We start from the raw sequence: 21,236 nt of genomic DNA, 5'->3' as shown, positions 1-21,236 counted from the left end.
CAGCAGCAAGGAGCACGAGCATGGACGACCCCATCCAGCAGGTCGAGTACGAGCAGATGCTGCTCAGCCGCCACATCTTCCTCCGCACCGCCAACGGGCGGCGCAAGGACGACGTGCTGGAGCGGAGCGCCTACGTCCTGCTCAGCCGCATCCGCGTACAGGGGCCGATGTCCATCAAGGAGCTGAGCGACGCCTTCGGGCTCGACTCGTCCACCCTCAACCGGCAGACCGCCGCCGCGATGCAGGCCGGTCTGGTGGAGCGCATCCCGGACCCGTCGGGGGGCATGGCCCGCAAGTTCCGGATCACGCCGGAGGGCGCGCAGCGGCTCGACGTGGAGCGCGAGAAGAACGCGAGCGGGCTCGGGCTGGTGCTGGAGAAGTGGTCCGCGGACGACGTGGAGAGGTTCGCCGCCTACCTCAAGCGGTTCAACACCGACATCGAGCGGCTCTCGGGACGGCCCTGGCCCCGTCCGTAGTACATGAATACGAGCCCGCCCTCACGCGCACCGCGCGCGGGTCGCTCGTGCGGGTGAGCCGGGAGCTCGGGCGCCCGGCCTCAGCGCCGGTTCCGCTTGGCGTCCCGCAGGCGGCGCAGGCGGTTGACCGTGACGGGGTCCGCCTCCAGGGCGCGGCGGTCCTCGATGAGGGCGTTCACCAGCTGGTAGTACCGGACCGGCGAGAGGCCCAGCTCCTCGCGGATGGCGCGTTCCTTCGCGCCGGGGCCCGACCAGGACCGCCGCTCCAGAGCCAGCAGCGCGCGGTCGCGGTCGGAGAGCGCGCCGGTGCTCGCGTTCGCTCCGGTGTGCGCGCTCGCGTTCGCTCCGGTGGACGCGCTCGTGCTCTCTCCGGTGGACGCGCCCCCGTCGTCGCTGGTCGCGTCCGGTTCGGGGGAGCCAGGGGTTCCGTTTCCGTGCTCGGGGGCGGTCATGCCCACCAACCTAACGCGCGCCCCGGACAGCGCCACCGGCGCGCCCCACCGCCCGCGGACTTTTGTATGCACACGATACAAAGCGGAATAGTGGACTAGACCTTTTGAGGCCGGAGGGCGAAACTGTCCCTCGTGAGACATGTCATCGCCCTCGATGTGGGCGGCACGGGAATGAAGGCCGCGCTGGTCGGAGCCGACGGCACCCTCCTGCACGAGGAGCGACGGGCCACCGGACGCGAGCGCGGCCCGGAGGCGGTGGTCGAAACCATCCTCGGGTTCGCCGCCGAGCTGCGCGCGTACGGCGAGAAGCACTTCGGCGAGGCCGCGGTGGCGGCCGGGGTGGCCGTTCCGGGCATCGTCGACACCGACCGGGGCATCGCGGTCTACGCCGCCAACCTCGGCTGGCGCGACCTGCCCCTGCGCGACCTGCTCGGCGAACGGCTCGGCTCCATCCCCGTCGCGCTCGGCCACGACGTCCGTACCGGAGGGCTGGCCGAGGGCCGCGGCGGGGCCGGACGCGGCGCCGACCGCTTCCTCTTCGTCGCCCTCGGCACCGGCATAGCCGGGGCCATCGGCATCGACGGGGTCGTCGAGGCCGGCGCGCACGGCAGCGCCGGCGAGATCGGGCACGTCGTGGTCCGGCCGGACGGCCCGGAGTGCGGCTGCGGTCAGCGCGGCTGCCTGGAGACGCTCGCGTCCGCCGCCGCCGTCAGCCGTGCCTGGGCCGCCGCCTGCGGCGACCCCGCGCAGGACGCGGCGGACTGCGCGCGGGCCGTCGACGCGGGCGATCCCACCGCCCTGCGCGTCTGGGCGGACGCCCTCGACGCCTTGGCCGCCGGGCTGGTCACCGCGATCACCCTGCTGGACCCGCGCACACTCATCATCGGTGGCGGTCTCGCCGAGGCGGGGGAAACCTTGTTCACACCACTGCGTGCGGCCGTCGAGGAACGCATCACGTTCCAGACACTGCCCCACATCGTTCCGGCGGCCCTCGGGGACACCGCCGGATGCCTGGGCGCGGGGCTGCTCGCCTGGGATCTACTCGCCACGGAGGTATCCGTCTGATGGCCGGACGCGCAGACAGCACAGTTCTCACCGGTGCCCGGGTCGTTCGGCCGAGCGGCACCGAGGAGAGCGGCCGGTTGGCCGTCGAGGGCGCGCGGATCGCCGACGGGGCCCCCGAGGACGCCAGGACCCTCGACCTGACCGGGCACTGGATCGTCCCCGGCTTCGTGGACATGCACAACCACGGTGGCGGCGGCGCGTCCTTCACCGCCGGTTCGGTGGACCAGGTGCTGACGGGCGTACGGACACACCGCGAGCACGGCACCACCACGGTCGTCGCCTCCACCGTGACCGACAGCCTGGACTTCCTCGGCAGCTGGGCCGGGGTCCTCTCCGAGCTGGTCGAACAGGGCGAGATCGCGGGCATCCACTTCGAAGGACCGTTCATCTCGCCCTGCCGCAAGGGCGCGCACAGCGAGTCCCTCCTCCGCGCTCCCGACCCGGCCGCCGTCGGCGCCCTGTTGAAGGCCGCGCGCGGCACGGCGAAGATGATGACGCTCGCCACCGAACTCCCCGGCGGGCTCGACTCGGTACGGCTCCTCGCCGAGCAGGGCGTCATCGCGGCGATCGGCCACACCGACGCCACCTACGAGCAGACCGTCGAAGCGATCGACGCGGGCGCCACCGTCGCGACCCACCTCTACAACGCGATGCCCGCCCTCGGCCACCGCACCCCGGGCCCGATCGCGGCGCTGCTGGAGGACGAGCGGATCACCGTCGAGCTGATCAACGACGGCACCCATCTGCACCCGGCGGCCCTGGAGATGGCCTACCACCACGCGGGCGCCGCCCGGGTCGCCCTGATCACCGACGCCATGGACGCGGCCGGCTTCGGCGACGGCCAGTACCAGCTCGGCCCGCTCGCGGTCGAGGTCAAGGACGGCGTCGCCCGGCTGGTGGAGGGCGGCTCGATCGCCGGGTCCACGCTCACCCTGGACACCGCGTTCCGGCGGGCCGTGACCATCGACCGCATCCCGGTCGAGGACGTCGTCCGGTCCATCTCGGTCAACCCCGCCCGTCTGCTGGGCCTGTACGACCGGATCGGCTCGCTGGAGACCGGCAAGGACGCCGACCTGGTGGTCCTGGACGAGGCGTTCGCCCTCAAGGGCGTCATGCGCAAGGGCGAGTGGATCGTCGAGCCCAAGGGGGCCTGAACCGGGGCCCGAACAGGAGGGCTTGGGGGAAGGAAACCCCCAAGCCTACTTGTATGACCGGAAATCGCCCCTCGCGAAAGGGCATTGTCGCCGCGGCTCCCGTGGGTCACGCTGTCCACATGCTGATCAGGGAAGCCACCGCGGAGGACTGGCCTGCCATCTGGCCCTTCTTCCATTCGATCGTCGCCGCCGGCGAGACCTTCACCTACCCCTCCGACCTCGACCAGGACCAGGGCCGTGACTGGTGGTTGCTGAACCACCCGAGCCGCACGGTCGTCGCCGTGGACGGTTCGGGGGCCGTCCTGGGCACCGCGAAGATGAACCGCAACCACCAGGGCAACGGCTCGCACATCGCGAGCGCCAGCTACATGGTCGACCCGGCGCACTCCGGGCAGGGCGTGGGACGGGCGCTGTGCACGTACACCGTGGACTGGGCACGCGAACAGGGTTACCGCGCCATGCAGTTCAACGCGGTGGTGGAGACGAACGTCCACGCGGTGAAGCTCTACGAATCGCTGGGATTCGAGGTCATAGGCACCCTGCCGGAGGGCTTCCGGCACCCGGAGGACGGGTATGTCGGGCTGCACATCATGCACCTGCGGCTCTGAGCTGGGCCGGGAGGCGAGGCCGGGGCGTGGGGCCGGGACGATCCGAACCCGCCCGCGCGGCGGCCCCCTTCCCGTACGCCCTCCCGGGCGGCTTCCTTCCCGGGCGGCTTCCTTCGCCTGCGAGGTGGTGGGCGCCCGCTGCTCGCCCTCCGGACACCCTCTGGGCCCGCTGCCGTGTCTTTGGCATGATCACGGGCATGACGCTCCCTCGGCACGGCACATCCTGCCGCCGGAACGCCATATTCCAGTACGCGGGACCGGCAAGCGGCCCGGCGAACGAGAGAGAAGGACCGGGGGGCGAGTCCAGGTGATCCTGACCGTCACGCTGAACACCGCACTCGACGTGACCTACACCGTCGCGGATCTCGTCCCGCACGGCAGCCACCGGGTGAGCGACGTGGTCGAACGGCCCGGCGGCAAGGGCGTCAACGTCGCCCGGGTGCTCGCCGCGCTCGGACACCGCACGGTCGTCACGGGATTCGCCGGAGGCCGCACCGGAGCACTGGTGCGCGAACTGCTCGCCCCGCTGGGCCCGGAGGACGCGCTCGTCCCCGTCGCAGGCGACACCCGCCGCACCGTGACCGTCGTCGAACGCTCCACCGGCCGCACAACCCGGCTCGACGAACCCGGCCCCGAGGTCGGACCCGCCGAGTGGGCCGCCCTGCTGCACACGTACGAGGAGCTGCTCGCCGGTGCCACGGTCGTGGCGCTCTGCGGCAGCCTGCCGCCGGGCATCCACGTCGGCGCCTACGCGGAACTCGTCCGCCGCGCCCGCGCCGCCGGGATACCCGTGCTGCTGGACACCGGAGGGGAACCGCTGCGCCGGGGGATGGCCGCCCGACCCGACTTCGCCAAGCCGAACGCCGACGAACTCGCCCGCCTCACCGGCTCCCGGGAACCCCTGCGCGCCGCCCGCGACGCCCGCCGCCGCGGGGCCCGCTCGGTGGTCGCCTCGCTGGGCGCGGAGGGCCTGGTCGCCGCCACCGATGACGGGACCTGGCGCGCCGTGCCGCCGTCCGTCGTACGGGGAAACCCGACGGGGGCGGGCGACTCGGCGGTGGCCGGGCTGCTGTCCGGGCTCGCCGAGGGGCTGGCCTGGCCGGAGCGGCTGGCCCGCGCGGTGGCGCTGTCCGCCGCGACCGTACTGGCCCCGGCGGCCGGGGAGTTCGACGCGGACGCCTACGCGGAGCTGCTGCCCCGCGTCACCGTCGTACCGCTCGCGCCGGTGCTCTGACCCACCGGCGCCGCGGCGGCTCCGGCGATCCCTACTGCTGCTGCCCGGCCTTCAGCGAGAGCTGGTCCAGGTTGGCATCGCACTGGTCGCCGACCTCGCACGAGAGCTTCAGGGTGTTGGATCCCTTGGTGAGGTTGACGTAGGCGTAGGTGTTCGTCCACCCCTTCGCCGCGTCGCCCTCCGCCGCCTGCGCGTAGTTCTTCATGTTGATGGAGCGCGGCGCCTCGGTGTTGACCGTCAGGGTCGTCTTGGCGTCCTTGCCGGGCACGCCGTAGGTCACGTACAGGGTGTACGGACCGGCCTTCGGCACGTCGACCGTCCAGGTGGCCGAACGGCCGACCTCGTTGAGGCTGATGTACTTGCCGCTGGCGCTCTTCGCACCCGGAACGGTGTTGTCCAGGGTGGCCGTGCCACCGAGGGTGAGCGCCGCCGCGTCCTGCTTCGGCAGCTCGACCGGCTCGTCCGAGGTGGTGGGCTCCGGCGAGGCCGACTTGTCAGTGTCGCCGCTGGGCGCCGCCGAGGACGAGGCCTGGTTCTTCTTGTTGTCCTTGTCATTGCCGTCACCCGTGGTCAGGGCGACGGCGATGCCGATCAGCACGACCGCGACGACGACGATCGCACCGGCGAGGATGGCCTTCGTGTTGGGGCCGCCACGGCCCGTGTTTCCGCCGTTGCCGCCCCGCCCGGAGCCGCCGTGCCCGACCGAACCGGACGCCGTCACGGCGCCGGCGCCGCCGGGGTAGGTCTCGGGGGCCGCGTACTGCGCGGTGGGCCGGCCGTACTGCTGCTGGCCGTAGGGCTGCTGCGGCTGCTGGCCGTACTGCTGCGGGGGCTGCTGACCGTAGGGCTGCGGCGGCTGGCCGTACGCCTGCTGCGGCGGGACCTGCCCGTACTGACGCTCGCCGACGGCCCGCACCTGGTTGTAGGAGGTCCGGGGGACACCACGCTGAGCCGCCGGTCCGGGGTAGCCGTAGCCGCCACCGCCGGGCGGCTGGGCGCCCGCCGCCTGCCCGTCCTCGTACAGGTAGCCGAACGGATCGTCGTCCTCGGGCTTGCTCTCGCCGTTGTTCCCGGCCGTCATCCCTGGGTCACTCCTCACCATGTCGCCAGCCGTCGCCGACCGGGCGAGCCTACCTCGTACGGAGCATCCGCCGAATGCGCGAAGGTCTCCACCCCTGCCCGCACCCAGTACGGGGCCAGGTACCGGACCGCCGGATGAACGTCACCCGGCCCTGCGGTGAACCTTCGCCCGGGACCGCTTCTCCACGTACATCCGCTGGTCCGCCGAGGCCAAGACCTCTTCCACGCTCATCCCGCACTCCGCCCAGCCGATGCCGAAGCTCGCGCCGACCCGGACCGCCCTGCCGTCCACGCGGATGGGCGGAATGATCGCATTCCGCAGGCGTACCGCCAGGTCGGCGGCGTCCGCCGCACCGAGCCCGTCCGCGAGCACGACGAATTCGTCACCCCCGAGACGGGCGACGGTGTCCCCGTCCCGCACACAGGTGCTGAGACGGCGGGCCACCTCGATCAGCACCGCGTCGCCCGTGGTGTGGCCGAAGCGGTCGTTGATCGACTTGAAGCCGTCGAGATCGCAGAAGAGGACCGCGAGCCCCTTCGCGCCGTCGTCGCGCTCCGGGTCCGGCGCGACCGTGTGGACGTGGTGGTCGTAGGGGATGCCCGCGAGCCCCGGATCGAGGTCGTACCCGTGGCCGCGGGCCTCCACGTCCCCGTACGCCGCGTCCAGTGCCTCGATCGCGGTGGCCGCGGCGGCGTGCGGGCGCTCGCAGAGCCGCTCGCTGAGCCGGGACCGGAGCTCCGCGCTGTTGGGGAGCCCGGTGAGGGCGTCGTGCGAGGCTCGGTGCGCGAGGTTCAGCTCGTGCCGCTTGCGCTCCTCTATGTCCTCCACGTGCGTGAGGAGGAAGCGCGGCCCGTCCGTGGTGTCCGCCACCACCGAGTTGCGGAGCGAGACCCAGAGGTACGTACCGTCGCGCCGGCCGAGCCGCAGCTCGGCCCGCCCGCCCTCGGCGGACGTACGGAGCAGGGTGCCGATGTCCTCGGGGTGGACCAGATCGGCGAAGGAGTGGCGGCGCAGCACCGAGGCCGGCCGCCCCAGCAGTCGGCAGAGCGCGTCGTTGGTACGGAGCAGCCGCCCGTGCTGCTCGCCGCCCACCTCCGCGATGGCCATGCCGCTGGGGGCGTACTCGAAGGCCTGGCGGAAGGACTCCTCGCTGGCCCGCAGCGCCTGCTGCTCGCGTTCGAGACGGACCAGCGCGCGCTGCATGTTGGCGCGGAGCCGGGCGTTGCCTATCGCTATCGCGGCCTGCGAGGCGTACATCTGGAGGGCCTCGCGGCCCCAGGCGCCGGGGCGGCGGCCGTTGCCCGGGCGGTCCACGGAGAGCACGCCGAGGAGGTCCCGGCGGTCGCCGCGGTCCCGGCCGTTGCCGTTGGCGTACATCGGGGCGTAGAGGCGGTCCAGCGGATGCCACTCGTCCGCGAAGCGGGGCTCGGGGCCCTCGGTGTGCCACTGCGGCACGTCGTCGTCGAGGAGGACCCAGCCCTCGGTGTGCGGAATGAACCGCAGGTCCTCCCAGGCCTCCCCCATGCTCAGCCGGCGCTCCCAGGCATCACGGGAACCGGTACGACCGGTGATCAGCGCCTCCGCGGCGTTGTTGCCCGCGAAAGCGGCCACGACGAGCTCACCGTCCGCCTGGACGAGATTCACACAGCCCAGCTCGTAGCCGAGACCGGTGACGAGTCCGTCCGCCACGGTCTGCAGTGTGTCGGCAAGGCTGCGCGCCGAATTGAGATCAGCGACGGCCTGGTGCAGCTGCCGCATGGTCGCAAGACGGACGTAGGGCTCCGACTCGGCCTCCATTGCTCGCTCTCCCCGAGACCTCGACAGCAACTCCAGATGTCATATCGACGTACTTATCGCAGTGTCCTCGCCACTGAATCACAGTGAGCTGTGCAGTCGGTACACAGGGTCAACAAATATCGCTCTCTGTGAGCCATGTCACAACAGAACGTGAAAGTGCGTCAGCTTGTTCCCCATGCTGTCCCATCCCTCCCGGCGCACCACCGGCGCAACCGTGCGTGGGGCCCACGCCCGGCGCCCGTACGCACGACCGATGCGGGCCCCCTGCTCACGCAGGCGCGTACGCGCGGGCTTCGGGCGCACCACCGACTCCGCCGATATATGCGTTATGCACCTTCTTGGTCCCGAGACCTAGGTCTCGACTGGTCCCCTGGCCCGATGCGGGCCCGCACCGGGCGCGGTTAGCGTGCGGGTGTGCCGCAGACGAAGACCCTCACCCCGAGCCCCGATGCCGTCCCCCATGCTGAGGGGGTGAGCAACGACGAGTTCCGGGCCGCTCTCGCGCGGCTGGCCGCAGGCGTGGTGCTGGTCACCGCCGAGGAGCCGGCCGACGACGAGGACGAGCGCGGCGAAGAGGCCGGGATGACCGCGACGGCGTTCCTGTCCGTCTCGCTCGACCCGCCGCTGGTGCTGGTGAGCCTGCGCAACGACTCCCGCATGGACGACCTGCTGGCCGAGCAGCCGCTCTGGGCGGTGTCCGTCCTCGCGGCGGAGCAGCGGCAGATCGCGTCCCGGTTCTCGATGAAGGGCCGGATCAGCGACCGGCTGCTCTTCGCGGACGTCCCGCACGTGCGCGGCGAGGTCTCCGGGGCGCCGCTGGTGGACGGGGCGCTGGCCACGCTGGAGTGCCGGACCGAGCAGCGGGTCCTGGCGGGCGACCACACCCTGGTGATCGGACGGGTGCTCACCGCGCACGTACCGACGGCGGCGGACGGTGGCGACCCGTTGCTGTACTTCAAGGGGAACTACCGGACGCTGGGCTGAGGGGCCGGGGGCCGCTCAGGGTCCGGGGCCGCTCAGGGGCCCGGGCCACTCAGAGTCCGGGGGCCGCTCGGAGTCCAGGGGCCGGGGAACCCCGTCGGAGTCACCAGTCGCGGCCGGAGCGGCCCCGCTTGGTGTCGCCCCGCTGCTTCTTCTCCCGCAGTCGGCGCTCGTTGATGCCGCGCGGGATCTTGCGCTTCCGGCGGGGTGCGGGCGGCGGTGCCGTCGCCTCCGCGAGCAACGCCGCGAGCCGCACGGCGGCCGTCTCGCGGTTGCGCCACTGGGAGCGGTGCTCGGACGCGCGCACGGACACGACCCCGTCGGTCAGCCGGCCGGCCAGCCGCTCCAGCGCGCGCTCCTTCCAGACCTCGGGCAGCGCCTCGGTGGCGGCGAGATCGAAGCGCAGCTCCACCTGGGTGTCGCTGGTGTTGACGTGCTGTCCCCCGGGCCCGGAGGACCGCGAGAAACGCCACATGAGCTCGGCCTCCGGCAAGGAGACCGCACCGCGGATGACATAGGGCCCGGACATGACACCCAGTCTCCCCGGCGTCCGGGCGGTCCGTCACCTTCTTTTGACGGGACCGGCCCGCCCCGCCGGTGGGCACCGACAGCCCGCGGAGGCCGGGCGCGGTACCGAGGGGACGTACCGGGACGAAAGTTCGGCAAAGAAAGTAAAGGGACCTGGAACCTCGTGGCCTCCTCCTCACGTTATGACGGGTGACGGTAGCTTTCGTGATGGCACGAAGCCCGCACATGACGAGGAAAGGGACTTCCCATGGCAGTAAGCCTGTCCAAGGGCGGCAACGTCTCGCTCACCAAGGAGGCACCGGGCCTGACCGCCGTCACGGTCGGCCTCGGCTGGGACGTCCGCACCACCACCGGCACCGACTTCGACCTCGACGCCTCGGCGATCGCGGTGAACCCGACGGGCAAGGTCGTCTCCGACGGCCACTTCGTCTTCTTCAACAACAAGTCGACGCCGGACCAGACCATCGTCCACACCGGTGACAACGTCACGGGCCAGGGCGAGGGCGACGACGAGCAGATCAACGTCAACCTGGCGGGCCTGCCGGCCGACGTGGACAAGATCGTCTTCCCGGTCTCCATCTACGACGCCGAGTCCCGCAGCCAGAACTTCGGCCAGGTGCGGAACGCCTTCATCCGCATCATCAACCAGGCCGGCGGCACCGAGATCGCCCGTTACGACCTCAGCGAGGACGCCGCCACCGAGACCGCCATGGTCTTCGGCGAGCTCTACCGCAACGGCGCCGAGTGGAAGTTCCGCGCGGTCGGCCAGGGTTACGCCTCGGGTCTGCGCGGCATCGCGCAGGACTTCGGCGTCAACCTCTGACGCGACCCGCGCCCACCCGCGCAGCAGTCACACCTCACTCAGGGCCTCCCCCGCACACGCGGCGGAGGCCCTGAGCTCTTCGGTCGGCGCGCGGGCAGGTCCGGAGCCGTCACGTCGGCGGGATCAGGGCGGGATCGGGGCGAGATTCACGGCAGGTCGGGCTTCGCCGGGTCGGCCGGGCGACCGTCGCCGTACAGCCAGACCGACCAGAGCCGGGACAGGTCCAGGCCCGTCGCCTTCTCCGCGTAGGCCGTGAAGCCGGCCGTCGACGCGTTGCCGTGCCGGTGGGCCCTGGTCCAGCCCTTGAGCAGCGCGAAGAACTTCTCGTCGTCGTCCACCGCGAGCCGCAGGCGGTGCACGACCATCGCACCGCGTCCGTACACCGGTGGCTGCGAGACGTCGGCGGCGGTCGGCGGTCCGGCGGGCGGGAAGGCCCAGTTCGCGTCGTCGGCGTACGCCTCCTCGAAGCTCTCCCGGGCCGGGGTGTCCTCGTGGTCCTCGCCCCAGAGCCACTCCGCGTACGTCGCGAACCCCTCGTTCAGCCACATGTCCCGCCAGGTGGCCGGGGTGACCGAGTCGCCGAACCACTGGTGCGCCATCTCGTGGACGAGGAGCCCGGTCGTCGGCGGGCCGGGGTAGTACGGCCGGTTCTGCGTCTCCAAGGCGTACTCGGAATCCTCCGCCCGGTCCACGATCGCGCCCGCCGAACGGAACGGGTACGGGCCGAACCGCTCGGCCTCCCAGTCCAGGATCCGCGGAATCCGGGCGAGTTCGGGCTCCGCCTCCGCCGCCACCTCGGGGTCCACCGCGGTGAAGACCGTGAGGCCCTCGTCGGTGCGGGACTCCTTCGTGGCGAAACGGCCGATCGCGACGGTCGCGAGGTAGCTCGCCATGGGTTCGGTGGTGCGCCAGGTGTAGGTGGTGCGGGCGGGGTCGCCCGTAGCGCCCTTGTTGGTGGTGCGGCGGGAGGCGAGCTCGCCGTTGGAGACGGCCGTCAGCCCCTCGGGGACGGTGACCGCGACGGTGTAGGTGGCCTTGTCGCTCGGGTGATGGTTGCCGGGGAACCAGGACGGCCCGCCCGCCGGTTCGCCGAGGGCGACGGCCCCGTCCGCCGTCCGCAGCCAGCCCTCGTGGGTGCCGTCCGCGTCCGTCAGGGTGCGGGGCGCGCCGGAGTAGCGCACGACCGTCTCGAAGGTACGGCCCTCGCGGAGGCGGTCGGCCACCTCCGTGCCGGGGCGGAGGACCAGCTCGCCGCCGGCCCGGTTCACGGAAGCGGGGCGCCCTTCGACGGTCGCCCCGGTGACGTCGAGCCCGACCAGGTCGAGGTGGAAGGCGCTCAGGTCCTGGGTGGCGCGGGCGGTGATCGTCGCCGTACCCGTCAGGTGCTCGGCCTTCCGGTCGACGGCGAGGCGGAGGTCGTAGTGGGTGACGTCGTAGCCGCCGTTGCCGAGCTTCGGGAAGTACGGATCGCGCACCCCGGCCGCGCCCGGCGTCCCGGCCACCCCGGCCCCCGCGCCCGTACAGGCCGAGGCGGTGGAGGCGAGCACGGCGCAGGCGAGCAGCAGAGCGCCGGCCCGGGCCGGGCGGCGGCGCGCGGGGGTACGGCGAGGCGCGGGACCGCTCCGGGGTGCGGGATCGCTCCGGGGTGCGGGGATGGGCGGATTCACGGCGCGATCCTATGTACCGGGCACGCAGTGCGCCCGCACCCTCGCGGGGGCGCGGGAGTGCGGGCGCAGAAGCGTGCTCAGCGGGTGAGGGCGGCGACTCCCGCACGGGCGAACTTCTCGTCGAGGTCGCCGCTCGGGGCTCCGGCGACGCCGACCGCCGCGACGGGCGCGCCCTTGACCTGGACCGGGGCACCGCCCGCGAGGAAGAGGGTGCCGGGGATGTCCTTCAGCGTCGGGGCCTGGTCCAGGCGCTTCACCAGCTCGGAGGTGGGGGCGTTCCAGGAGACCGAGGTGTACGCCTTCTTCTCGGCGGACTCGGGGGACTGCGGTCCGGCGCCGTCGCCGCGCAGGCTGACGATCGTGTTGCCGTCCCGGTCGACGACCGCGACCGAGACGCGCTGGTTCTCCTTCTGCGCGGCGTCGAGCACGGCCTGCGCGGCCTTCGTGGCGGCGGCGACGGTGAGGTGGCTCGTCTGCTGGAGGTTCCGGTTCGCGGTGTCGGCCGAGACGGCGACGGCGGCGGACGAAGGGGCCGAGGCGCTGGCGGAGACCGCGCCGAACGTGCCCGCGCCCAGGGCGGCGACAGCCACCGCACCGGTCAGGACCCGGGCCCGCAGCGAGAACCTGCGGCCGGCGGAGGCGGGAGCGGGGGACGAGGGTGCGGGGGGAGTGACGTTCATGGCGGGTTCCTCCGGATCGGGTGCGGCGCCCGGCCGGTCGGCGGTGGCGCTCCGGTATCGATGCTCCGGCCGGAACACGGCCCGTACCGTCGTCGTACCGGCTCGGCCTCCGGCGCGGTCCGGTGGACTCTTCCGTCGGCCGATCGGTTGATGCGGGCCCGGCCCGGCCGGGTCACCATGGAAGAGGCATGGGCACATCCGTCCAGCTCACGGCATGTGCGGCGGAGCCCGCCGCACATCCGGGAGCACCGGTGACAACGAGCGTGAGGCGGGTACGAGGTGCGGCGGAGAACCGGTCCGGGACGGGACGGACCGGCGAGCGGTGTTCCAGCCGGCTCCGGGTCGTCCGTGGTGCGCACGCCCGATCCGGACGCCCGCTGGCTGGCGCTCCTGCTGCACGCCGCGTTCTTCCTGCTGCTGGGCGCCTCGCTCACCCGGTTCCTGATGCGCCACCCCGGCGAATCCCGTACCCCGTGGGTCATCGGGCTGTCCATCACCCTCGCCGTCGTCTACGCCCTCGGCCCGGTGCTCGGCTCGCGGCCCACCCCCCGCCGGTTCACCTGGCTCGCGGGGCTCGTCGCCGTCTGGATGGTGCTGGTCGTCCTCGCGCCGAGCTTCGCGTGGTGCGCCGTACCGCTCTTCTCCACCGGACTGCGGCTCCTCCCGCCCCGCGCCGCGCTCGTCCTGGTCACCCTGCTCACGGCGTTCGTCGTGGCGGCGCAACTGCGGCTCGCCACCGGCTTCGACCCGAACCTCGTCCTGGCACCGCCGGCCGTCGCAGCCGTGGCGACCGCCGTCCTCGTCCACGTCCGCCGTCAGGCGGACCGCCAGCAGGAACTCGCCGTACGCCAGCGCGAACTCATCGAGGACCTGGTCCGTACGCGGCGCGAACTGGCCGCGACGGAACGCCGCGAGGGCACCCTCGCCGAGCGCCAGCGGCTCTCCATGGAGATCCACGACACCCTCGCACAGGGCCTCTCCAGCCAGCAGATGCTGCTCCAGGCCGCGACGCGTACCTGGGACACCGAGCCGGAAACCGCCCGCGCCCATGTCCGTACGGCGGCGGGCATCACCGCCCGCAACCTCGCCGAGGCCCGGCGCTTCGTCCACGACCTGGCACCGGCCGACCTCGCGGAGGGCGCAGGACTGGAGGCGGCCCTCCGCGCCCTCGCCGCACGGGCCACCGCGACGGGCGGGCCCGCAGTCCGCTGCCACGTGGAAGGCACCGCGCGGAACCCGCTGCCGGACCGGGTGCAGTCGGCGCTGCTGCGCATCGCCCAGGGCGCGCTCGCCAACGTCGCCGAGCACGCCGACGCCACCACCGCCGCGCTCACCCTGACCCACCTGGACGACCGGGTGGTCCTCGACATCGCGGACGACGGTCGCGGGTTCGCCCCGGACGCACCGGCTGCGGGCGCGGAAGGGCAGGTCGCTCCGATGCGCCGGGGCCACGGGCTGCCCGCGATGCGCGCCCGGGTACGCCAGCTCGGCGGACGGCTCACCGTCGAATCCGCCCCCGGCGAGGGCACCGTGCTCTCGGCGGAGATCCCGCTGCCGGACCCCGAGGTACCCGGCACACCCGAGGAGCCCGCCCGCGGTGGAAAGCCCGCCCGTCACGGGGAGCCCGCCCACGGTGGAAAGCCCACCGGTCACGGGGAGCCCGCCCGTCCCGAAGAGCCCGGCACACCCGAGGAGCCCGTATGACCCGCCGTACCGTACGTGTCCTGGTCTGTGACGATCACGCCGTCGTCCGAGCCGGGCTGCTCGCTCTCCTCGGCAGCGAACCGGACCTCGACGTCGTGGCCGAGGCCGGCAGCGGCGAGGAGGCCGTCGTCCTGGCCGCCCGGCTCACCCCGGACGTCGTCCTCATGGACCTCCAGCTCGGCCCGGGCATGGACGGCGTCGAAGCCACCCGCCGGATCACCGCCGGAGCGGGAGCGAGCAGTACGGGGGGAACCGGCGCGGGGGAACGCGGCGCGGGGCCCCATGTGCTCGTCCTCACGACGTACGACACCGACGCCGACATCACCCGGGCGATCGGCGCGGGAGCCACCGGCTATCTGCTCAAGGCGGAGCGCCCCGAGGAGCTGTTCGCCGCGATCCGGTCCGCCGCTCAGGGCCGCACCACGCTCTCCCCGCCGGTCGCGGACCGGGTGATGGCCCGGCTGCGCACCCCGCCACCCGCGCTCACCGACCGCGAGCGGGACATCCTCGGGCAGCTCGCCCGAGGGCTCGGCAACCGGGACATCGCCCGCGCGCTCTTCATCAGCGAGGCGACGGTCAAGACGCACCTGGGGCGCATCTACGACAAGCTGGGCGTCGAGACCCGCGCCGGAGCGGTCGCCAAGGCCAACGAGCAACGTCTGCTGCCCTGAAAGTCTGCCGCCCTGGAACTCTGCCGCCCTGAGGGAACCCGCCCGGAGGCGGTGGTGCCGCAGGTCACCCGGGGTCCGTCGTCCGGCCGTGCCGCCGCCCGCTCCCGGCATGACACCATCGAACCGTGCTCGACATCGGCTACTCCCTCTCTCGTCGCTTCCCCGACCCCCCGCAGACCGACTACCGCCGCGCGGACGTCCACGCGCTGCGGCACGACCTGTTCTCCGGCGACGTGTACCTCGCGGACACCAAGGCGGACCGCGAAGTATCCACAGCCTGGGGATGGGTGCCGGTGCTCGACTTCGCGTGGGCGCTCTGCGACATCGTCGAGCAGCTCGACCAGGACCCGCGCGGCAACCGCTCGCACAAGGAGCAGTACGCCGAGCTGGACTTCACCGAGTCCAGCGACCGCATGCTCTTCGGGCGCCGGTTCGGCTGGGTGAACGTCGAGGCCGACTGGATGCACGCCGACGAACCACCGCTCACCTTCAGCCACTCCCTGCTGCGCCGGGAGGCCCGCGACTTCCTCCAGGACCTGATCGCCGACCTCTCCGACATGCACGAGGGTCTCGCCGACAACCCGGTGATCTGGGACCTCCAGGCCCGCTTCCCCCGCCTCTGACCACGGGTCCGCGGCTCCGGCGGGATCACGGCTCCACGCGGACCCCGATCTGCGCCGCGAACGCCGGTGCCAGCTCCATCAGCTGCACCGGGCTGATCACCGCGCCCGCCAGCCGTTCCACACCCCGCGCGATGTCCAGTTCGGCGGCGGGCCGCAGGTCCACCGAGTCCATCGTGACGTTGCTGAAGTCGGCCCGCCGCAGCACGCAGTCGCGGAACTCCACCCGTACCAGGCGGGCGTCCGCGAAGTCCGGCTCCGAGAGCACGCACCCATCGAAGACGACATCGGTGAGCCGGGCACCGCGCAGGTTCAGGTAGTCGATCTTCCCGCCGCGCACCAGCACGCGTTCCAGCACCGCCCCGTGCATCTGCACCCCGCCGAGGCGCGCGTCCACGATCTCGACGTCGCGCAGCGACGCCTCGGCGAGCTCGGTGGCCACGCCCCGTACGCCGGTCAGCACCGAGTCGAGGAACCGGGCCCGCACCAGCTCCGTACGGTCCAGCGCGCAGCCGTCCAGCGCACAGTCCATGAACCGGGCGCCCCGCCCCGACTGGTCGGCGAGGTCCACGGAGGAGAACCGCAGCCCGTCGTAGTCGCCGTCCGCCTCCAGCTCGGCGTCCTCGTACAGGGCGAGCGGCGGCAACCGCACCTCCGGCCGCCGCGCCGCCGCGATCTCCTTCCGCCCGCCGGCGCCCTTCCCGGCGCCGCCCCTGCCACTGTTCCTGCTGCTGTTCCTGCTGCTGTTGCTGCCCGTGCTCGCTGCCATGGGCCCATGGTGGCGTACGGGACCGACAGCCCGGCGTCGCCCCCGCGCGCCGCCCCGTCGGCCCGCTCAGCGCCCCCACCCTGCGAGGCCCCACCCGAATGGACCGAATGGACCGACGAGTTCGACCGACCGGCCGAGTCTCCCTAATGTGAGCGATCCCCGTTCGAGGAGAAACAGATGACCCAACTCCTGCGCGTACAGAACTTCACCGTGTCGAGCGACGGCATCGCCGCCGGCGAGGAACAGACCATGGAGCAGCCCTTCGGCCATGTGGACCCCCAGCGCCTCATGGCCTGGGCCATGGCCACAGCGGGCTGGCCCAATCGCACCGACGGCAAGGGCAGCCGGGGCCTGGACGACTACTTCACGCGCGACTTCTCCCAGAACATCGGCGCCGAGATCATGGGCCGCAACAAGTTCGGACCGCAGCGCGGCCCCTGGACGGACCACGAGTGGCAGGGCTGGTGGGGTGACGAACCCCCGTTCCACACCCCGGTGTTCGTCCTCACCCACCACGAGCGCCCCTCGATCGAGCTCTCCGACACCACGTTCCACTTCGTCGACGCCGACCCGGCCACGGTTCTCGCCCGGGCCCGCGAAGCCGCCCGGGGCAAGGACGTACGCCTCGGCGGCGGGGCCACCACCATCCGCGAGTTCCTCGACGCGGACCTCGTGGACACCCTGCACGTCGCGGTCTCCCCGGTGAAGTACGGCTCCGGGATCAAGCTCTGGGACTCCCCCGACGAGCTGTGCGACCGCTTCCACCTGGACGTGGTCCCGAGCCCGAGCGGGGTGGCCCACCACCTGTTCTGGCGGAAGTAGCGGGGCGGGGGCGGGTGTTCATGGGATGAGCTGGTGGTGCTTCCCGCGTGCGCGGGGAGCACCCGCGGCTCCGGTTCGGCTTCGGGACCGTGTCGGGACCATCCCCGCCGCGCGGCGGGAGCACCTGCCTAACCGACCGTCTCCGACGAACCCAGCTCGGCCAGCGCCTCGTCCGTCAGCCGGTACACGGTCCACTCGTCCTGCGGGCGGGCGCCCAGGGACTCGTAGAAGCCGATGGAGGGAGTGTTCCAGTCGAGTACCGACCACTCCAGGCGGCCGTAGCCCCGGTCCACGCAGGTCCGGGCGAGTTCGGTCAGCAGGGCCTTGCCGTGGCCACCGCCCCGGCGCTCGGGGCGTACGTAGAGGTCTTCGAGGTAAATGCCGTGGACACCGCGCCAGGTGGAGAAGTTGAGGAACCAGAGCGCGAAGCCGACCGTCTCGCCGTCCTCGTCGGAGACGGCGATGTGGGCGTAGGCGGCGGGCCGTTCGCCGAAAAGAGCCTCGTGCAACTGATCCTCGGTGGCCTGCGCCTCGTCGAGCGCCTTCTCGTAGTCGGCCAGCTCACGGATCATGGCGTGGATGGCGGGGACGTCTGCTGGGGTGGCGGTACGAATCATGGGGGCAGCGTAGACGCGGCGGGCGGCTGAGGGGTGGGCCGTCCCCGTGCGCGGGGAGCACGGGTTCCGCCCGTCCGTAGTCCGGCCGACCCGCCCCCGGAGACCAACCGCGGCGGCCCCGCGTGCCCCGCGATGACCGAACGCCGACGCGTTCGTCACCCGGTGCGCGCGGGGCCGCCGGTGCCTTCGACTGCCGCGAACCGGCCGCCGCGCAGCCGCTACCGGCAGTACTACCGCACGGCCACCTCCACCCCCGCACGCACGGACTGCCCCGGAAGGCTGACCGTGAGCGTGCCCGTGGCGCTGTCCCAGTGGTAGGCGTCGCGGGGGAGGCGCTTGCCGTGGGCGGTCACCTCGGTGGGGGCGTGGGTGGTGCCCAGGAGGGAGAGGGTCCAGTGGCGGTTCTTGACCTGGCCCTGGTAGGAACCCTTGGCCGCGCCGATCGACACGGTCCTGAGCAAGCTCTTCCCCGAGCCCTTCCCCGGAGCCTTCTCCCTGTAGGTGACGGTCGTCGTGGCGCTGCGGCCCTTCGCCGTCGCGGTGGTGCCGTCGTCCTCGTACAGCCGGTACGAGCCGGAGGCGCCGGGGGCGATGGAGAGGGTGACGTCGGCCAGGGGGTTGCGGTCGTTGTCGGTGACGTTCGCGGTGCGGGTGGGCACGATGCCGCCGGACTTGATGAAGACGGGCATCGTGTCGAGGGTGGTGGCCACGTCCTGCGTGGTGCCGCCCTGGTAGGTCTTGCCGGTGAACCAGTCGGTCCACTGGCTGCCGGCCGGGAACCACACCGGGGTGGTGGCGCTCTCGCCGGGCGTGGTGACGGGGGCGACGAGGACGTCGGAGCCGTAGAAGTACTCGCTGTCGGCCGCCGCGTAGGCCGCCGGGTCCTCGGGGTACTCCAGGTAGGCCGGGCGGACGATCGGTACGCCGGTGCGGTTCGCCTCCTCGGCGAGGCTGTAGGTGTACGGCACCAGGTTCTCGCGGAGGTTGAGGAAGGCGTCGGCCGACTTGCGGGCGGCCGGGCCGTACTGCCAGGGCAGCCGGTCGCTGTGGTTGCTGTGCAGGCGGTCGACGGGCTGGAAGGTGCCGAGCTGGACCCAGCGGGCGTACAGGTCGTCGGGGAGCTTGTTGGTGCCCTTCTCCGAACCGGTGAGACCCGTCGTGTCGACGTGGCCGCCGATGTCGTGGGTGATGGAGGCCATGCCGGTCGCCGCGGACTCGCCCGGGGTGTAGCCGACCTCGAAGCGCAGCGTGCCCCAGGTGGAGAGGGTGTCACCGGTGAAGTGGAGGGTGGTGCGCTTGTCGGCCCACGGCCCGGTCGGCAGGGCCTGCTGGCCGCTGTACCCGCCGGCCTGGAGGGAGCCGTAGGCGCGGGACATGACGAAGCCGCGGCCGATGGCGCCGGCGGAGTCGTCCGCGTACTGCTGGTTGATCCACGCGTCGGGGGTCACGCCCCGCAGCGAGGACTGCGAGGAGTCGCAGCACCAGTCGAGCCACCAGAAGTCGACGCCCTGCTCGTCCATGGTCCGGTGCAGGTCCATGTAGGCCTTGAGCTGGTCCGCGTCGCCGAAGTCGAAGGTGTAGCAGTCACTTCCGCAGGCGCCCTTGGCGAGCTTGCCCTTGGCGGTGGCCTGCGCCTGGGCGAACTGGGGGTCGGAACCCTGGATGCTCGGGTGCGTGTTGAGCGTGTTGTGCAGGCCCTGGTCCTTCGACCAGTCGAAGAAGCCCTCGGCGTCCGGGAACTTGTTCTCGTCGATCTCCCAACCGCGCCAGGTGTCACCGGCCTTGAAGTCGGTGTCGGTGACGAGGACGTCGAGCGGTACGCCCTCCGCGCGGAACGCCGGCAGGATCGTGTCCTGGTAGTCGGCGGCCGTACGGTCGATGTACTCCGAGTACCAGACCCCGTAGGCCCAGGTCGGCAGCAGGGCGGGCGGCCCGGTCAGGGTGGCGAGATCGCCGAGGCCCTGCTTGTAGTCGTGGCCGTACCCGAAGACGTAACCGTCCTGGTAGGGGGCGCCGCCATGGGCGGGGCGGGGGCGGACCTTCTTCGACGTGAGGTCGTACAGGGCCGACGGGGAGTCGTCCAGGAGGTACCAGCCGTCCTGGCTGAGCAGGCCCGGCGTGGTCGTGACGGGGGCCGGGTTGTCACCGTTCACGCCGTCCAGGCCGCGGCGGTAGCCGCCGAGCGCGAGGTGCGGCTGCGGTGCGGCCGACTTCGGGGCGGCCACCGAGAGGGTGTCCGCGTTGATGTGGCAGCTGTCGCCGTCGGGGCAGCCGAGGGTGATGTCGTTGGAGCCCGCCCTGAGGGTGACGGGGACCGAGGCTGTCTGCCAGTCGTCCCAGTCCTCGGTGGCGGGGAGTTCGAGGGTCGCGGCCGACGACACGGCCCCCTCGGCCGTGGTCGCGGCGCTCGTCACGGAAGCGGTGCGGGTCTGGTGGAGACCGTCGCCGCCCCGGCCGTTGGCGTACCGCACCCGGAGCGTGTAGACGCCGTCGGCGGGGACGCCGACCAGGTGCGTGGTGAGGCTCGACCCCTGGTTGAGTTCGGCGACGAAGCCGTTGCCCGCGTACCCGGGGTGGTCCAGGGCGCCGGTTGCCGTACCGGCCGGCCGGGCGGACTCCGCCTCGCAACTCGTACCGTAGAGACAGCTCTTGATGGCGGTGGTGTTGGCGGCGGGGTACGAGTCGTCGGCGGCGGGGAGCAGGGCGACGCTGTCGAGGTTCACCGATCCGGAGTCCGAGGCGGTCCGGGCCAGCGCGACCGTGTGCTGCCCCTTGGTGAGCTTCAGCTGGGCGGTGGCCCTGGCCCAGGTGTCCCAGTTCGCGGTGGCGGGCAGCTCGACCTTCTGCGGGGTGCCGCCGTCCACGGAGAGCGAGAGCGTACGGGTCTCCGTCTTGCCGTCGCCGCCCCGGGCGTTGGCGTAACGCAGAGCGAACCGGTAGGCACCGTCGGCGGTGACATCGATGTCAGTGGAGACCGAACTGCCGGTCGCCTCGAAGCCGGCGGCGAAGGCGGCTCCGGTGTGGCCGCCGTGGTCGGACGCCGTGCCGAGGCCTTCGAGCCGGAGGCTCTCCGCCTCGCAGAGCACGCCGAGCCCGCAGACGAGCCGCTGCCAGGGGGCCGCGGTCACGGGCTGCTTGCCCGCGTCGAGCTGTACGGAGAAGTTCTGGGCGTCGAACGCTCCGGAGCCGACCCGGTAGCGCAGGGTCATCGCGCTCGTCCGGACGGTCAGCCAGCCGTCCTTCGTCCGCGCGGTGTAGGCGGTCGGCGTGAATCCGTCCCGGCCGATCGCGTTGAACGTCGGGGCGTCGGTGAACGTGCCGTCGCCCGCGTACTCGGTACGGACCAGGGTCGGCGAGAGGATCTCGAAGCGGGCACCCCCGGAGGTGACGGTCGGTATCCGGATGTCGTGGCTCCCGCCCGCGGTGGCGGTCCCCGCACCGGCGGTCAGGGTCGTCGAGGCGGCCACCGCCAGGGCGGCGACGGCAC

Annotated in this window: 20 protein-coding genes; 11 read left to right on the top strand and 9 right to left on the bottom strand. The window is 72.5% G+C overall.

The annotated features are described in order from the left end of the window. The first annotated feature begins 20 nt into the window (after nucleotides 1–20). Complete coding sequence (locus ACWCSV_RS00395) at nucleotides 21–476, top strand: MarR family winged helix-turn-helix transcriptional regulator (RefSeq protein WP_451137657.1); 456 nt, start codon at nucleotides 21–23, stop codon at nucleotides 474–476. An 80-nt stretch (nucleotides 477–556) separates the two neighbouring features. On the opposite strand, the gene ACWCSV_RS00390 is transcribed toward ACWCSV_RS00395, so the two are convergent. After that, entirely contained in the window at nucleotides 557–928 is a 372-nt protein-coding gene (locus ACWCSV_RS00390) for a DUF3263 domain-containing protein (RefSeq protein WP_451137656.1), read from the bottom strand. A gap of 132 nt (nucleotides 929–1,060) precedes the next feature. On the opposite strand from ACWCSV_RS00390, the gene ACWCSV_RS00385 reads away from it, so the two are divergent. The 4 genes from ACWCSV_RS00385 to ACWCSV_RS00370 all read left to right on the top strand — a co-directional run bounded on the left by ACWCSV_RS00385 (nucleotide 1,061) and on the right by ACWCSV_RS00370 (nucleotide 4,989). Further along, nucleotides 1,061–1,993 carry an ROK family protein gene (locus ACWCSV_RS00385; RefSeq protein ID WP_451137655.1) on the top strand — a complete coding sequence of 311 codons (933 nt, stop codon included), beginning with the start codon at nucleotides 1,061–1,063 and terminating at the stop codon, nucleotides 1,991–1,993. Further along, the gene (gene nagA, locus ACWCSV_RS00380) at nucleotides 1,993–3,147 is read left to right on the top strand and encodes an N-acetylglucosamine-6-phosphate deacetylase (protein ID WP_451137654.1); all 1,155 of its coding nucleotides are present in this window, start codon (nucleotides 1,993–1,995) and stop codon (nucleotides 3,145–3,147) included. Before ACWCSV_RS00385 ends, nagA begins: the two co-directional genes overlap by 1 nt. A 119-nt stretch (nucleotides 3,148–3,266) precedes the next feature. Then, a complete protein-coding gene (locus ACWCSV_RS00375; RefSeq protein ID WP_451137653.1) occupies nucleotides 3,267–3,755 on the top strand; it encodes an N-acetyltransferase family protein in 489 nt (162 codons plus the stop codon). 307 nt (nucleotides 3,756–4,062) lie between these two features. Further along, entirely contained in the window at nucleotides 4,063–4,989 is a 927-nt protein-coding gene (locus tag ACWCSV_RS00370; protein WP_451137652.1) for a 1-phosphofructokinase family hexose kinase, read from the top strand. Between the two features lie 31 nt (nucleotides 4,990–5,020). Here ACWCSV_RS00370 and ACWCSV_RS00365 read toward each other — a convergent pair whose 3' ends face one another. Both ACWCSV_RS00365 and cdgB read right to left on the bottom strand, forming a co-directional pair. Then, complete coding sequence (locus ACWCSV_RS00365) at nucleotides 5,021–6,070, bottom strand: carbohydrate-binding protein (protein WP_451137651.1); 1,050 nt, start codon at nucleotides 6,068–6,070, stop codon at nucleotides 5,021–5,023. Nucleotides 6,071–6,211: 141 nt separating this feature from the next. Next, nucleotides 6,212–7,867 (bottom strand): diguanylate cyclase CdgB, encoded by a 1,656-nt coding sequence (gene cdgB / locus ACWCSV_RS00360; RefSeq protein WP_451137650.1) that lies wholly within the window; start codon nucleotides 7,865–7,867, stop codon nucleotides 6,212–6,214. A 471-nt stretch (nucleotides 7,868–8,338) separates the two neighbouring features. Here cdgB and ACWCSV_RS00355 point away from each other — a divergent pair, with 471 nt between their 5' ends. Then, the gene (locus tag ACWCSV_RS00355) at nucleotides 8,339–8,851 is read left to right on the top strand and encodes a flavin reductase family protein (RefSeq protein ID WP_451137956.1); all 513 of its coding nucleotides are present in this window, start codon (nucleotides 8,339–8,341) and stop codon (nucleotides 8,849–8,851) included. A gap of 100 nt (nucleotides 8,852–8,951) precedes the next feature. Here the strand turns inward: ACWCSV_RS00355 and arfB are convergent, their stop codons facing one another. Beyond that, nucleotides 8,952–9,377, bottom strand: coding sequence for an alternative ribosome rescue aminoacyl-tRNA hydrolase ArfB (arfB, locus tag ACWCSV_RS00350; protein ID WP_390959533.1), 426 nt, complete (start codon nucleotides 9,375–9,377; stop codon nucleotides 8,952–8,954). A 246-nt stretch (nucleotides 9,378–9,623) separates the two neighbouring features. On the opposite strand from arfB, the gene ACWCSV_RS00345 reads away from it, so the two are divergent. Then, the gene (locus ACWCSV_RS00345) at nucleotides 9,624–10,199 is read left to right on the top strand and encodes a TerD family protein (protein ID WP_327176477.1); all 576 of its coding nucleotides are present in this window, start codon (nucleotides 9,624–9,626) and stop codon (nucleotides 10,197–10,199) included. Nucleotides 10,200–10,345: 146 nt separating this feature from the next. Here ACWCSV_RS00345 and ACWCSV_RS00340 read toward each other — a convergent pair whose 3' ends face one another. Further along, nucleotides 10,346–11,764 carry a M1 family metallopeptidase gene (locus ACWCSV_RS00340; RefSeq protein WP_451137955.1) on the bottom strand — a complete coding sequence of 473 codons (1,419 nt, stop codon included), beginning with the start codon at nucleotides 11,762–11,764 and terminating at the stop codon, nucleotides 10,346–10,348. Nucleotides 11,765–11,943: 179 nt separating this feature from the next. Next, nucleotides 11,944–12,546 carry a GlcG/HbpS family heme-binding protein gene (locus ACWCSV_RS00335; protein WP_451137649.1) on the bottom strand — a complete coding sequence of 201 codons (603 nt, stop codon included), beginning with the start codon at nucleotides 12,544–12,546 and terminating at the stop codon, nucleotides 11,944–11,946. A 348-nt stretch (nucleotides 12,547–12,894) separates the two neighbouring features. Between ACWCSV_RS00335 and ACWCSV_RS00330 the strand changes: the two genes are divergently transcribed. The 3 genes from ACWCSV_RS00330 to ACWCSV_RS00320 all read left to right on the top strand — a co-directional run bounded on the left by ACWCSV_RS00330 (nucleotide 12,895) and on the right by ACWCSV_RS00320 (nucleotide 15,544). Further along, nucleotides 12,895–14,250 (top strand): sensor histidine kinase, encoded by a 1,356-nt coding sequence (locus ACWCSV_RS00330; RefSeq protein ID WP_451137648.1) that lies wholly within the window; start codon nucleotides 12,895–12,897, stop codon nucleotides 14,248–14,250. After that, nucleotides 14,247–14,921, top strand: coding sequence for a response regulator (locus tag ACWCSV_RS00325; protein WP_451137647.1), 675 nt, complete (start codon nucleotides 14,247–14,249; stop codon nucleotides 14,919–14,921). Before ACWCSV_RS00330 ends, ACWCSV_RS00325 begins: the two co-directional genes overlap by 4 nt. A 125-nt stretch (nucleotides 14,922–15,046) precedes the next feature. Beyond that, nucleotides 15,047–15,544, top strand: a complete 498-nt coding sequence (locus ACWCSV_RS00320; RefSeq protein WP_451137646.1) for a hypothetical protein — start codon at nucleotides 15,047–15,049, stop codon at nucleotides 15,542–15,544. 25 nt (nucleotides 15,545–15,569) lie between these two features. On the opposite strand, the gene ACWCSV_RS00315 is transcribed toward ACWCSV_RS00320, so the two are convergent. Then, nucleotides 15,570–16,217, bottom strand: coding sequence for a pentapeptide repeat-containing protein (locus ACWCSV_RS00315; RefSeq protein ID WP_451137954.1), 648 nt, complete (start codon nucleotides 16,215–16,217; stop codon nucleotides 15,570–15,572). Nucleotides 16,218–16,487: 270 nt separating this feature from the next. Between ACWCSV_RS00315 and ACWCSV_RS00310 the strand changes: the two genes are divergently transcribed. Continuing rightward, nucleotides 16,488–17,132 carry a dihydrofolate reductase family protein gene (locus ACWCSV_RS00310; protein WP_451137645.1) on the top strand — a complete coding sequence of 215 codons (645 nt, stop codon included), beginning with the start codon at nucleotides 16,488–16,490 and terminating at the stop codon, nucleotides 17,130–17,132. 128 nt (nucleotides 17,133–17,260) lie between these two features. Here the strand turns inward: ACWCSV_RS00310 and ACWCSV_RS00305 are convergent, their stop codons facing one another. Both ACWCSV_RS00305 and ACWCSV_RS00300 read right to left on the bottom strand, forming a co-directional pair. Then, nucleotides 17,261–17,749 (bottom strand): N-acetyltransferase family protein, encoded by a 489-nt coding sequence (locus ACWCSV_RS00305; RefSeq protein ID WP_451137644.1) that lies wholly within the window; start codon nucleotides 17,747–17,749, stop codon nucleotides 17,261–17,263. Nucleotides 17,750–17,979: 230 nt separating this feature from the next. Beyond that, a complete protein-coding gene (locus tag ACWCSV_RS00300) occupies nucleotides 17,980–21,216 on the bottom strand; it encodes a TIM-barrel domain-containing protein (RefSeq protein ID WP_451137953.1) in 3,237 nt (1,078 codons plus the stop codon). Between the last annotated feature and the right edge of the window lie 20 nt (nucleotides 21,217–21,236).

This window comes from Streptomyces sp. NPDC001770 (assembly GCF_053596135.1).
This window is presented reverse-complemented; position numbering and strand designations above follow the sequence as displayed.